This is a genomic window from Pseudoalteromonas sp. S1612, assembly GCF_005887175.1.
Taxonomy (GTDB): Bacteria; Pseudomonadota; Gammaproteobacteria; order Enterobacterales; family Alteromonadaceae; genus Pseudoalteromonas; species Pseudoalteromonas undina.
Genome location: NZ_PNDH01000013.1, coordinates 1 through 13,335, shown reverse-complemented (window position 1 = coordinate 13,335; position 13,335 = coordinate 1). Strand labels below are relative to the sequence as shown.

The following is a 13,335-nucleotide window of genomic DNA, read 5'->3' as shown; positions in this document are numbered from 1 at the left end:
TTGTTTATTGTTGAATTTAGCTCATGTTAAATTGGGTTTAAATAGTTAAGCTGAAATTAAAATAAAGCAGTGTGAATTTGGTTATGGAGTAAGTTATGCATGTTTAGCGATTAATGTGTTGTTGTAAAACATGCTGTTGAGGTTAGCATTTAGCATCAAGGTTTAATTGGTATGCTCTTACAAACGAGGTTAAATTATTAAGAGTATTAAAGCGAGTAAGCACAGTGGTTAGTTTAATCCTAAATACTTGGTTGTAAATTCCAGCTGTGCCTAGCCATTAAAGAGGGCTGTGTATTAATGCTATGGCCTCTGTTGCTGTAACAGGTTTTGATTTTAAAAAGCCTTGCCCATAATCACATTGGGTTTTTTGTAAAATAGTAAGTTGCTCAGCGGTTTCTATTCCTTCTGCAATAACAATAAGATCTAAAGAAATAGCCAAGGTTAAGATAGCATCTATTAACGGGTTAGCAGTGATTTTTAAGTTATCAATAAAGCTTTTATCAATTTTCATTACATGAATTGGCAGTTGGTGCAAGTAGCCTAGAGCAGAGTAGCCTGTGCCAAAATCATCAAGACAAAGCAACACTTTTAAAGGTGATAACCCTTGTATAATTTGCGTCGCTAATTCTAAATTTTCGATCAGTCCCGATTCAGTTATCTCAAGACACAATGAGCCCAGTGGTAGGTGGTGTTTTTTATAAATACTATGGAGCTGCTCTACAAATTCTAAACTGGCAAAGTGTCGAGACGATACATTAACCGTGACACGTAAAAAGCGATGCCCTTGTTGTTGCCACAAAGCAATATGTTGCGCTGCGAGGTCTAGTAAATGCAAATCTAAGTTAATAATTTGCCCGGTCTTTTCAGCAATTGGAATAAAGTCGTTCGGTGATATAAACCCTTTTTTTGGGTGATGCCAACGTACGAGAGCTTCAAATCCTATAACCTCGCCACTGTTAATAGTAAAGATAGGCTGAAAATACAGTTCAAATTCATTATGCTCAATACCGTGCTGTAAATCGTTTTCAAGATCTGCATGCGTTTTTAGCTTATTGCGCATCACGTTATTAAAAAATTTAACTTGGCCACGCCCTGATGATTTTGCCTCATACATAGCCGCATCTGATTGTTGCAATAATACAAATGCTTCATCGTCTACGCTGTCACTAAATGCAACGCCAATACTGGTGGAGGGCTGCAGTAAATGGCCATCAATATTAACTGGTTCAGATAGTGCCGATTTAATGCGAGTAAGGGCATCGTTTACTTGGTCACGATGACTGAGGTTTTCCATAAAAATAGCAAACTCATCGCCACCTAAGCGAGAAAAGGTATCGGTATTGCGTACCGTTTGAGTAATGAGTTTACATATAGCAATTAAAAAGTGATCACCTACTTCGTGACCTAACGAATCATTAATACTCTTAAAGCGATCAAAATCAAGGTAAAGCAGGGCATGAAAAGTGCCTTTTTGAGCGCGATTTAGGCGTAAAATCGCATGCTTCATTCTTTCAATCAGTAGCGAACGGTTTGCCAGCCCTGTTAGCTCATCGTGCAGCGCTTTGTGCTCCAGCTCTTGGCGGGCTAAATGCCTATCTATAACCATGCTTATTTGACGACTTACATAGGTTAGCAACGAGCTATCATGCTTATTGTAGTAATGTTGTTCGTCATAACTTTGTACAACAATAACGCCACTCATACGCTCATTAACTTTAAAAGGCACACCTAACCATGAATCAGCTTGTTCACCTACTAACTTAAAATGGCCTTGTGCAATATGTTCATGGTATTGCTGTTTATTAAGTAGTAATGGTCGTTCATTAATCAGCAAATAATAAGAGGCTGTCTCTTTTAGTTGATCTTTGGAAATTATTTTATGGGTATTTGTTTGTACACCGCCTTCAACGGTATAAACAAAGTCGAGCGCATCTTCTTTTTTGTCGTACAACGCAATAAAAAAGTTACTTGCAGTCAATAAGCTGTCAATAATTACATGCAGCGATTTAAAAAACGTATCTAAATTTTGTGCTTTGTAGGTTAAGTTAGCTATTTGCAGTAGGCTGCTTTCTAATTTTTGTGCATTGTTGAGCTGCATTACTGTGTCTTGCAAGCTATTAACGGTATTCACTTGATTGATTTTTGCGCTTAATAAATGAGCTACCGTAGTTAAAATCTCTAGATGCGAACTAGTAAAGTAATTTTTTATTGGGTGCTCACAGTCTATAACCCCAAGCACGCGATCTTTGTATATTAAGGGGACGCATATTTCTGATTGGGCAGGGCGTTCATCAGCTATGTAACGGCTGTCTTTATTTACATCACCAATTATTAATGCTTGCCCTGTGGATGCTGCATAGCCTGTTATGCCTTCGCTAAAGCGAATGATTTTGCGTTCAGACTGATAACTGATATGTTCGCTTTCAATACCCATAGAAGCTACTTGATTCAGCAAAGATTGGCTGTCATCTGCTAAGTAAATAACGCAGTCTACAAACCCAAGTCGATTAACAACCTGTGTAGTGACATAACTAAAAAGCGCTTCTAACGTATTCAGTTGCAATAAACTTGACGAGAACTGATTGATTATACTCAATTGATCCGTTTTAGTTTCGAGCGCTTTAGTGGTATCGATAGTGTTCGACATAAGCAGCTTTGGGAGGCCTTATAATTATTATTAAAGGTACATACGTTAACCTAATATTAACGTTTCTACAAAATAAAACGTTAAATGAGAATCATCAAGTGTAAAGTTAACTTTAAATGTAGTATCTAAGGATTATTTCTAATAAGCCCTTTACTCGAAAACACCATATGCCTATGATCAGTTAACTTAAGCATTAGGACTTTACGATGACGAGCAAAATGACAACTTTAACGATTACTAGACCCGATGATTGGCATGTGCATTTACGAGATGGGGATCAGTTAAAAGATACGGTGCGTGACATTAGCCGTTATATGGGCCGCGCGATAATTATGCCAAATTTAGTTCCGCCAGCTACGTGTACAGAAACCGCATTGTCGTACCGAGAGCGAATTATGGCTGCAAAACCTCAAGGGCAGTTTGAACCTTTAATGGTGCTTTACCTTACTGATAAAACGACGCCTGATGAAATAAAAAAAGCAAAAGCGACAGGTAAAATTTTTGCAGCTAAATTGTACCCAGCGGGTGCAACAACTAACTCGGATTCTGGTGTAACATCAGTAAAAAATATCTACCCAGTATTAAAAGCAATGCAAGAGGTTGGCATGCTTTTACTTGTCCATGGTGAAGTCACTGACTCTTCTATTGATATATTCGATCGTGAAAAAGTATTTTTAGACACTATTTTAGGTGACGTTGTCGCAGACTTTCCTGAGCTTAAAATTGTCCTTGAGCATATAACAACGAAAGATGCAGTAGAATTTGTTGAAAATGCCTCGGATAATGTAGCAGCTACAATTACTGCGCATCATTTGTTATATAACCGCAACCATATGTTAGCAGGGGGGATACGCCCACATTATTACTGCTTACCTATATTAAAACGTAACATTCATCAACAAGCGCTTATGGCAGCAGCGACAAGTGGTAGTAAAAAATTCTTTTTAGGCACGGATTCAGCCCCACATTATAAAGATAAAAAAGAAGCGGCATGTGGTTGTGCCGGTGCTTATACCGCGCATGCAGCTATTGAACTTTATGCTGAAGCTTTTGAAGAGGCAGAAGCGCTTGATAAGTTAGAAGGCTTTGCAAGCCACTTCGGTCCAGACTTTTATGGCCTTGAGCGTAATACAGACACTATTACCTTGGAGAAAGCGCCTTGGACAGTGCCAACAAGTTATTCGCTGGGAGATTCAGAAGTAGTACCGATTAAAGCCGATAGTGTTATTGACTGGCAAGTTAAATAGTAAAAATTAAGCTAAAACCACCTAAACTAAGGTGGTTTTTTATTTTCAATTACCAAAAAAGCGGTTTGGAGGAACCCTATTTTAAATATTTATAATCTGCTTATAAAAAATACAACTTTTAGGTTGTTTATCCTTATAAAAATTAGAAACTTATAAAGAAAGTAATAAATCGATGAATCTTCAAAAATAAATCCCAATTAATAGAGCTAAAAAAATATTAATGTGTTAACCTTAATTGGCTTTGAGTTTTTGCGTATTGAATTACGGTATTGTGCTGCGTTTAAGGTTACCGGTTTGGTTATTACTTCTTCCTGTACTATCACCTCCAGTTTTTTGGGCATTGACTCAGGGAGGATATTGCCATAATTATATGGCTGAATTTTAATTATTGACTTACAGGAAAATTTAGTATGTCGGTTACTGGTAAAGTAAAATTTTTCAACGAAGCTAAAGGCTTTGGTTTCATTGAACAAGAAAATGGTCCTGACGTGTTTGTACATTTCAGCGCAATCACTGGTTCTGGTTTTCGCACTCTTAGCGAAGGTCAAGCAGTGACTTTCAGCATCAAGCAAGGTCAAAAAGGCCCAGAAGCTGAGAACGTAGAAGTAGCATAATTTATTATGTGAACCTAAGTTCATCGTGGTGAAGCACTAACCTGTTTCACCATAATTTATATACATCTACAAAACTCATTTACTCCTCTGTAACGCCCTAATTCTTTTAGTAGCTATAATTCCTTTAAACCCTCATTTATCTATGTGTTTATAAACCTTCATGCTTTGAGTATTTCATCGGCCAACTACATATTAGCTATGCCATTACGTAATAATACTTAACCATATTGAGAGGGCAGATGAGCCGATAACTGCGTTAAAAATTTCTCATCTAGGACAACTAAGTAAATTTTTTGCCTTGCTATCTACATAGTTTTCCTTCTTCAAAATAGCTCATTTAATTAAGTGAGTTGGTATTATTTAACGTTATAGTGAACCTATCAGCGCCATCACTGCAAATCCTATTGGTTAATAAAAGCTTAAAAGTGCGTAAGATTGACATTCGTACCTAGGAAAATATTAACAGTGGCCAGGGAGCGTTATATTAATTGGATGAAAAAACACAGGTGTTAATAAAAATGATTTTTTGTAATTACCTTCCCCCCCTTTGTATTGCTTTTTAATAAATCTGCACGTCATTATTATGATGCGATGAATAACCTAATAATAACGATTAGCTGTATTTTTGGTCTAAAAAGTCTTAAAAAAGCTTCAAAATGAATATTCGGGACAGAAAATTAGCTTATTTTTAATTTTTTTTCAGCAACGATTAAGTTAATTTTAAATGTTATATTTTTGTTTACATTAACGGTGGTGGTTATCGTTATTCTTACTATATCAGGGCTTGCAGAAATTGTGTTTATCACGTTAGTTATAATAATGTTAATTTTTTTGTTCGGGCCCAGTAAATATCTTACGAACAAGCTGATTTATTTATAGGTTATGCTAAACATGAAGTTGACATGACTTAATGCATTTAGCATTATTGGTAAGTTGATATCTATTAAAAGATATCAGGGTTGTCTTCCCCTTAGCGGGTTGATAATTAAATTATAAAAGTAACATTACTTAATTGGTTGGGAACTATGTCTGTTAAAATCAGAAAGAGTCTTGTAGCAACTGCGTTGGTTGGCGCTTTTGCATTTGCAAGCAGCAATGTGATTGCAGATCCTTTGAATGACGTGCAAAAAGCAGGTCAAACAATTCAAAAGGCTGCGGTTAAGTCTCAAACTAAAATTGACAATGTATATGGTCAAACTCAGGAGCTAATCGCTGAGTACCGTAGCATCGTTGATGAGACTGAACTTATGAAAGTGTACAACGATCACGTAGCACGTTTGGTCGCAGACCAAAACGCGTCTATCGCATCGTTCGATCGTCAAATCGCGACTATCGATAACACTAAACAAAACGTTGTGCCTTTGATGTATCGCATGATCGATACGCTTGAGCAATTCATCAAAGCGGACGTTCCATTTAACCTTGAAACTCGTCTTGGACGCGTTGAAAGATTACGTGAGATCATGGCATCTGCATCTGTAACAACGTCTGAGAAGTTCCGTCAGGTTCTTGAAGCGTACACTGTTGAAACAGCATACAGCTCAGCTGTAACTGCTTCTCAAGGTACTTTAGATGTTGATGGTCGTAGCATTAACGTAGATATCGGTCGTTTAGGTCGTATTACTTACGTAGCGCAATCATTCGATCTAAAACACGCTTGGGTGTGGGATAACAACACTAAACAGTGGAAAGAATTAGGTGAAGAATACCTAAAACCTGTTAAAGAAGTGATCCGTATGGCACGTAAGCAAGCGACACTAGAACTTGTTAAACTACCAATTTTTGGCGCGGAGTAATCAATAATGAAGAAACTATTTAAAGGTTTTGCTGTTGCAGCAGTACTGTCTGTTTCTGCCGGTACCGCGCTTAATGCACATGCAAATACTGACGCTTTAGATAAAATTCTTGAGCAAGTAAAGCAAGAGCGTATCTCTGAAGGAAAAATCAATAAGCAACGTGAACAAGAGTTCTTGTCAGATCGTGCTGATAAGCAAGCGTTACTTAACAAAGCGAAAAGCCAACTAGCTGCTGAAAAAGCACGTGGTGATCGTCTTAGCAAAGAATATGCACAAAACGAAAATACTTTAGCGGAAAAAGAGCAAGCTCTTCAAAACGCGCAAGGTACGTTAGGTGAAATGTTTGGTGTTGTTCGTCGTGCAGCAGCTGACGCGATTGGTTCAATTGAAGCATCTTTAGTAAGTGCTGAAAAACCAGGTCGTGCTGAAGTACTTCGTTCATTAGCAGCCGCTAAAGAACTTCCAACTGTTCGTGAATTAGAAGAGCTTTGGATTTCACTTCAAACAGAAATGACTGAATCAGCAAAAGTTTCAACGTTTGAAACTGAAGTTGCAGGTCTTGACGGTAACCCGTCTATGAAAAAAGTAACACGTATCGGTAACTTCAACTTAGTTACAGACGACGGCTACTTAATCTACTCACCAGAGACTAAATCTATCCAGCCTCTAGGTAAGCAACCTGATAGCTATATCCTTAAAGGTATTTCTGATCTAGAAGGTACTTCAGCTGATAACTACGCTGGCGTATACGTGGATCCTACACGTGGTGCAATTTTACGTATCAACACGCAGAAAAAGTCTCTTATGGAGTACTACGAGCAAGGTGCTGAAGTTGGTTACATCATCACAATATTACTCGTTGTAGGTCTTTTAATCTTCTTAGTACGTTTCGTTGATTTAGCGCTTACTACTTCTAAGATCAAAGGTCAGCTTAAGAACTTGTCTACACCGAATACAAATAACCCACTGGGTCGTATTCTTAAAGTGTACTCTGACAACAAAAACCAAGATGTTGAAAACCTTGAGCTTAAACTTGATGAAGCGATTCTACGTGAAACGCCACGCATCGAAGCGGGTATTAACATCATCAAGATCCTTGCTGCTATCGCACCATTACTAGGTCTACTAGGTACGGTAATCGGTATGATCTTAACGTTCCAAACAATCACATTGTTCGGTACGGGCGATCCGAAGATCATGGCTGGTAACATCTCTCTAGCACTTGTAACTACAGCGCTAGGTCTAATTGCAGCTCTACCACTTATCCTACTTCACTCTATTGTTGCAGGTCGTAGTAAGTCGGTATTACACATCCTTGATGAGCAAAGCGCGGGTATCATCGCGACTCACGCGGAGAAGGAGAAAGCCTAATGCTAGTCCTGATGGAGATATGGGAATCTATCAGGGATTTTGTTGGCACAGGCGGCCAGGTATTATACGTGGTCGCGATAGCACTCTTTCTTATGTGGGTTTTAATGATTGAGCGCTATTGGTTCCTACTTGCTGAATTTCCTCGTTTAACGAAGGAAATAGTAGCCAAGTGGGATGCCCGCCAAGACACTACGTCTTGGTACGCACACAGAATCCGTGAAGCATGGATTTCTGAAGCGTCTGAAAAATTAGATCAGCGTATGTTGTTGATTAAAACATTAGTAGCTGTATGTCCTTTAATAGGCTTACTTGGTACTGTTACGGGTATGATCGCGGTTTTTGAAACCATGGCAACCCAAGGTACAGGTAATGCACGTTTAATGGCATCAGGCATATCAATGGCAACAATCCCAACAATGGCTGGAATGGTTGCGGCACTATCTGGGGTATTCTTTAGCTCACGCCTTGAGGCAAGAGCGAGAATGGTGAAAGCCAAACTTGTAGATAGTATGCCTCATCACTAGAGAGAGAATTAAATATGGCACGTAAACAACGTTTTCGTGAAGAAGAAGAAGCAGCGGTAGATATGACGCCAATGCTTGACATCGTATTTATCATGCTTATTTTCTTTATCGTAACTACATCGTTCGTTAAAGAGGCTGGTATCGAGGTCAATAAACCAAAAGCTGCCCAAGCTACGAAGCAAAAAAATGCTAACATTTTTATTGCAATTCGCAGCGACGGTGCAATCTGGATTGATAAACAGCAAGTTGATGTTGAACGTGTTTCAGCAAAAATCGAAAGTTTATTAGCAGAACAACCTACTGATGTTGTAATTTTGCAAGCTGATAAAGAAGCAAAACACGGTACAGTGGTTAAAGTGATGGACCAGATTAAAGCGACAGGTGATAACCTGAGAATTTCAATAGCTGGAGATCAGTAATGATTCGTTTTCTGTTTTCACTGATTGCAGGTGGGGCAGTTACTTTCGGCTTGTTCTACTTCATGGCATACCTCATCTCTGGTGGGGCTGACCGTAATACGGAACAAAAAGAGCAGATCATAGTCGAAATTATGACGAATCCGCCTGAATCTAAGGTGCAGGAGAGGAAGCGTGTACCGCCTCCGCCTCCGCCACCGCCAAAGCAGCCGCCTAAACCGCAGCCGCCACAGCCGGAAAATAGCAACCCAAGTACGAGCTTGTCGTTTAATATGCCAAGCATCGATGTGGGAAGCACGGCCGGTGGACTAAGTGGTCCAGGTGCATTTGGACGAGATGGTGATGCGACACCGATCGTTCGTATTGAACCAAAATATCCAACACAAGCAGCACGTGATGGTAAAGAAGGTTGGGTTCAACTTTCATTCACAATTGATGAGTTAGGTGGTGTGATTGACGTTGATGTAATCGACGCAGATCCAAAACGTATCTTTGACCGTGAAGCTAAACGTGCATTGCGTAAGTGGAAATACCGTCCTAAGATCATTGACGGAAAACCACAAAAGCAAGTTGGTTTACAAGTTCAACTAGACTTTAAACTTAACCAAGGCAACTAAGGAGGCGAGTAATGAGAAATTTTTCTAAAGTAACTGCACTTGCAATTCTTATGTCTGTGTCAGGTGTAGTATTGACTGCACCTGTTTTAGCGGCGCCAGATTACGCGAAAATTGAAGAGCGTAAGAAAGCAAAGACTAAAATCATGGGCGAACGTACTGGTAAGAAAGTAATTAAAGCGTTTGAATTCTATAATGAAGATGATGTTGATGGTGCAATTGCTTTATTGAAAGAGTTAGATCCGTCTAACGACTTTGACAAAGCAACTGTTAATCGTTACTTGGGCAGTATGTACGCTCAAAAAGAGCAGTACAAAGTTGCTATTAAGTATATGAAAGCAGCGATTGCACCAGATGTATTAAACTTTGCCGATCAGGCTCAAGGTTTAAAAACCTTAGGTGATATGTATGCAGGTACTGAACAATACAGTGCTGCCAAGCAAGCATATTATGATTGGATGGACTTTACAGGCGAAGAAGACCCCAAAGTTTACACTCGTATTGCGCAAGCAAGTTATGAGCTTAAACAATTTAATGAGGTTCTTGAGCCGGCAGACAAAGCAATTAAGTTAGCAAAAGAGCCTAATAAAGCTCCTTATCAACTTAAATTAGCTGCCTATTTTGAGAAAAAGCAATATCAAAATATGGTTAAAGTTGCTGAAGAAATCGTTCGTGTATGGCCTGAAGACAAAAAGTCTTGGGTAGGCTTAGGTAAGTATTATTTACAAACCGAAGACTATAAAAAAGGCCTAGCAACTATGGAAGTTGCTTACAAGAACGGTTACTTTGAAAACGAAGTTGAATACAAAGTTTTAGCTAACTTTTATTCTTTAAACGAAATTCCTTATAAAGCAGCTGTAACGCTTGAAAAGGCCGTTAAAGAAGAAAAAGTTAAACGCACTAAGCAAAACATGAGTGCGATTGCTAGTAACTACCATCGTTCGAAAGATATAGAGAAAGCTGCTAAGTACTACGTAGAAGCTGCTAAATTTGATAATGACGCTGAGCTTTACCGCAAAGCAGGTTCATTACTTTTACGAGCTGAAAAATTCAGTGGTGCTATTGTTAGCTTAAACAAAGCATTAGAGTTTGGCTCTGAAAAGAAAGGTACTATTTATTCAGATTTAGCTGAAGCGTTTTACTACCAAGGCAAGTATAAGCAAGCACATGCTGCTATTACTAAAGCTATGGACGACCCAAGCACACGTAGGTTTGCAAAAGGTTGGGCTACATATATTAAAGATAAAGCCGCTCGCAACGGTGTTAAAATTTAATAATTAATGTACTCTAGTATTTTTAAAAAAGCCCCATTGGGGCTTTTTTTTATTGGAATTAATATGAATAAAACGCCTATTATTTCATTGCTCTTTTGTTTGCTTTTAGCATCATGCTCTAAGCCAGCGGACTTATTTTCATCTTATGAAGAGGCACAGAGCGCGTTAATATCACTTAATACGGCTTTAAGTGCACAAAAAAACTCACATGCTACAGGACTTAGTAATGAGCAACTGCCTTTTACTGATGCATATTTAGCGCGTCGCCATGCTATTTACCAGCAGCTAATGCAAATGAAGTTAACTGTTGCGCAAACTAATCAGGTAAATTATTTGGTGATTGCTGAGCGATTTCCAGAGCGGTATTTCGCATGGCCTGCACACACTGATGTGTTATCAAACATGCTTTCGATAGTTAAAAATGATGCTCAGTATAAAAACATTGAGCAATGGCTGATATTTGTTCAAACACAGCTTAAAGCCGCTGAGCAAAGTAACTTAAAGCTTAATAAAATAGAGCATAATTATTTAAAGCACTATGTACAGCAAGCAATTAACAGTACAGACACACCTATTGAGCTTAATGAGTCTCTGAGTGTATTAAATAATTACTTAGCGCAGTATAAGCCAAGAGGCAGCATTGGGTTGTCTGGCCTTGCTAATGGCAGCCAGTGGTATCAAAGTAAATTAAATTATTTTGCAAATGATGTGCTTTCACCGCTTGAGTGGCTAAGTCGCATTGATAGTAAATTTAAATCAATGCAGAGTCAAAAACAGCACACAATGGTAGAAGCTTCAAATGTCTCACAGCTTACCAAATTACTTTTAACTGATTCTAAAATAATGGGTTTAGACTGGTCAACGGGTTATACGCTATTACCTCAGCGGGCTAACACTACACAACCTGCCGATGCGCAGCTCTATATGGCTATGATGGAAACTGATCTTGGGGTGCATTATCATGCGTGGACATTATCGCAAGCGCGTTTGAATTTACTAAAGCGTTTAAATATTAGTGAAGAAGATGCGAGGATATTAGTTGAGGATATTATTTTTTATCCAGGGCAATCATTTAGTTTTGCACCGCAATTACTCAATTAAATTTAAGTGCGCTACTACTTAGCGCACTTATCACACCGCTGAGCAGCAGGGTCTCTTTCTAAGCGCTGCTCTGATATTTTCTCTTCACAGTCACAGCAGTAGCCATATTGACCAATATCCATTTGACTAATTGCTGCTTCAAGCTTGTTCATTCGTTCAATTAACGGATTATACTCAGTACCTAATTGTTGAGCGGCTAAATCGAGCCACTCTTCATTGGATGTATGGGTTAGGATGCAGAGCAAATTTTGATGTGTAGGGTGAGTCGATTGTGACAGCAAACCTAATATAGTTGCTTTAACACTTTCTATTTCATCGTTTAGTCGTTGCTGGTGATGCATTAGCAGTATAACCCTTAAGTTAATTTGTAGTGATACTGCTATTATCTATTTAGATTTACTTAGGTGTTATGATTTGTATCAAATTGTGGCGCTTTCGCATACTTCTTTAACACTTCGGCTACTTCATCCTTGGCTTTTAAACGACGAATTTCATCAAATAATAGTCCTGCTTGTGGATATTGGCGTTTTAAATAACCAAGCCATTGTTTTGTTCGAGATGCAAAGTATTTAGTATCTTTGCTGGCTGTTTGGTGCATAGAAGAATGAATAATATGGTGTAAAATATTTTCCCATGTCAGTTCACTGTAGCTTTCTTTATTAACCTGCGCTTTAATTTTTCTTGCTAGATCAGGATGTGAAAGAGCGCCACGACCAATCATCAAATCACGACAACCACTGCGTTTTTGGCATAAAAGTGCATCTTCTATTTGCCAAATTTCGCCATTGGCGACCACTGCAATTTTTTTATCTTTGACCAAAGGAGGGATTTTTTCCCAATAGGCGGGTGGATTGTAGCCATCGCGTTTAGTACGTGCATGTATAGCAATGCTGTTAGCACCAGCGCTAACAACGGCATCGACAATTTCTTGGCTGTTACTATCATCATCAAAACCTAAGCGAATTTTAGCACTTACTTCATGCTCATCATCAACGGCATCCCTTACCGTTTTTATAATCGAGTACATATGATCTGGATCTTTGAGTAATACAGCACCGCCTTTGCTTTTATTGACAGTTTTTGCTGGGCAACCAAAGTTTAAATCAACACCATGAGAGCCTAAGCCAATTGCTTTTACAGCATTTTCTGCTAACACGTCGGCTACTTGGCCTAATAACTGAATGCGAACTGGTGTACCACTACGAGTGAGCCCCGCATTTTTAAGTTCAGGGCAATAACGGTGAAATACTTTATCTGGAAGGCAAGTATCTACAACACGGATAAATTCGGTCACACAAAGATCGAAGCCGCCTATGTCGGTAAGTAGTTGGCGCATTTTAAAGTCAACGACACCTTCCATCGGTGCTAAAATAAGTTTCATAGTGTGATTAATGTATTACTAAAAAAGGAGCGCCAGTTTACCTGTAAATCATAAATTCATAAAACGCTTATTAGCGTTCATAGAGAGTTAAATAACTTATTTGCAAAAAAATAGAAAATTTGAAAGTTTTTAGTTTAATACCGGTCTACTTTTATAATGATGTTCAACAAGTTTAAAAGGTAATTAAAAATGAATACAATAAAGAAAAACTCAATTGCATTAACATTAGGCGCAGTGGTTGTTGGCAGCGCAAGTATGGCGAGTACTGATGTTCAAGCTAATCCATTTGAGTTTCAACAAATGGTAGCTGGTTATCAATTAGACGCTGGTGAAGGCAAGTGCGGCGAAGG

General features: G+C 38.6%; 12 protein-coding genes and 1 pseudogene. 10 read left to right on the top strand and 3 right to left on the bottom strand.

Annotated features, from left to right (window positions below; all coding sequences use genetic code 11):
• Positions 1-277: 277 nt before the first annotated feature.
• On the bottom strand, positions 278-2,647 hold the full coding sequence (locus CWB78_RS05870; protein ID WP_138594625.1) for an EAL domain-containing protein: 2,370 nt from the start codon (positions 2,645-2,647) through the stop codon (positions 278-280).
• Positions 2,648-2,853: 206 nt separating this feature from the next.
• Between CWB78_RS05870 and pyrC the strand changes: the two genes are divergently transcribed.
• From pyrC to CWB78_RS05825, 9 genes are all read left to right on the top strand, one after another.
• Positions 2,854-3,894: a dihydroorotase gene (pyrC, locus tag CWB78_RS05865; RefSeq protein ID WP_138594623.1), complete on the top strand. Its 1,041-nt coding sequence runs from the start codon at positions 2,854-2,856 to the stop codon at positions 3,892-3,894.
• Between the two features lie 410 nt (positions 3,895-4,304).
• Positions 4,305-4,508, top strand: a complete 204-nt coding sequence (locus CWB78_RS05860) for a cold-shock protein (protein WP_004588138.1) — start codon at positions 4,305-4,307, stop codon at positions 4,506-4,508.
• Positions 4,509-5,533: 1,025 nt separating this feature from the next.
• Complete coding sequence (locus CWB78_RS05855; protein ID WP_013465204.1) at positions 5,534-6,304, top strand: DUF3450 domain-containing protein; 771 nt, start codon at positions 5,534-5,536, stop codon at positions 6,302-6,304.
• A 6-nt stretch (positions 6,305-6,310) separates the two neighbouring features.
• Entirely contained in the window at positions 6,311-7,675 is a 1,365-nt protein-coding gene (locus CWB78_RS05850; protein ID WP_138594621.1) for a MotA/TolQ/ExbB proton channel family protein, read from the top strand.
• Positions 7,675-8,199: a MotA/TolQ/ExbB proton channel family protein gene (locus tag CWB78_RS05845; protein ID WP_010388565.1), complete on the top strand. Its 525-nt coding sequence runs from the start codon at positions 7,675-7,677 to the stop codon at positions 8,197-8,199. The genes CWB78_RS05850 and CWB78_RS05845 overlap by 1 nt, the downstream gene beginning before the upstream one ends.
• A gap of 14 nt (positions 8,200-8,213) precedes the next feature.
• Positions 8,214-8,618: an ExbD/TolR family protein gene (locus CWB78_RS05840; RefSeq protein ID WP_006792384.1), complete on the top strand. Its 405-nt coding sequence runs from the start codon at positions 8,214-8,216 to the stop codon at positions 8,616-8,618.
• Positions 8,618-9,232: an energy transducer TonB gene (locus tag CWB78_RS05835; RefSeq protein WP_010388569.1), complete on the top strand. Its 615-nt coding sequence runs from the start codon at positions 8,618-8,620 to the stop codon at positions 9,230-9,232. The genes CWB78_RS05840 and CWB78_RS05835 overlap by 1 nt, the downstream gene beginning before the upstream one ends.
• A gap of 11 nt (positions 9,233-9,243) precedes the next feature.
• Positions 9,244-10,503, top strand: a complete 1,260-nt coding sequence (locus CWB78_RS05830) for a tetratricopeptide repeat protein (protein ID WP_138594619.1) — start codon at positions 9,244-9,246, stop codon at positions 10,501-10,503.
• Positions 10,504-10,566: 63 nt separating this feature from the next.
• Positions 10,567-11,604 (top strand): DUF885 domain-containing protein, encoded by a 1,038-nt coding sequence (locus CWB78_RS05825; RefSeq protein ID WP_138594617.1) that lies wholly within the window; start codon positions 10,567-10,569, stop codon positions 11,602-11,604.
• Between the two features lie 14 nt (positions 11,605-11,618).
• Here the strand turns inward: CWB78_RS05825 and CWB78_RS05820 are convergent, their stop codons facing one another.
• Positions 11,619-11,945 carry a TraR/DksA family transcriptional regulator gene (locus CWB78_RS05820; RefSeq protein ID WP_010388576.1) on the bottom strand — a complete coding sequence of 109 codons (327 nt, stop codon included), beginning with the start codon at positions 11,943-11,945 and terminating at the stop codon, positions 11,619-11,621.
• Between the two features lie 59 nt (positions 11,946-12,004).
• Complete coding sequence (locus CWB78_RS05815; protein ID WP_054201122.1) at positions 12,005-12,985, bottom strand: tRNA-dihydrouridine synthase; 981 nt, start codon at positions 12,983-12,985, stop codon at positions 12,005-12,007.
• 189 nt (positions 12,986-13,174) lie between these two features.
• On the opposite strand from CWB78_RS05815, the pseudogene CWB78_RS19145 reads away from it, so the two are divergent.
• Positions 13,175-13,335 (top strand): annotated as a pseudogene (locus CWB78_RS19145) (HvfA family oxazolone/thioamide-modified RiPP metallophore); the annotation flags it as partial.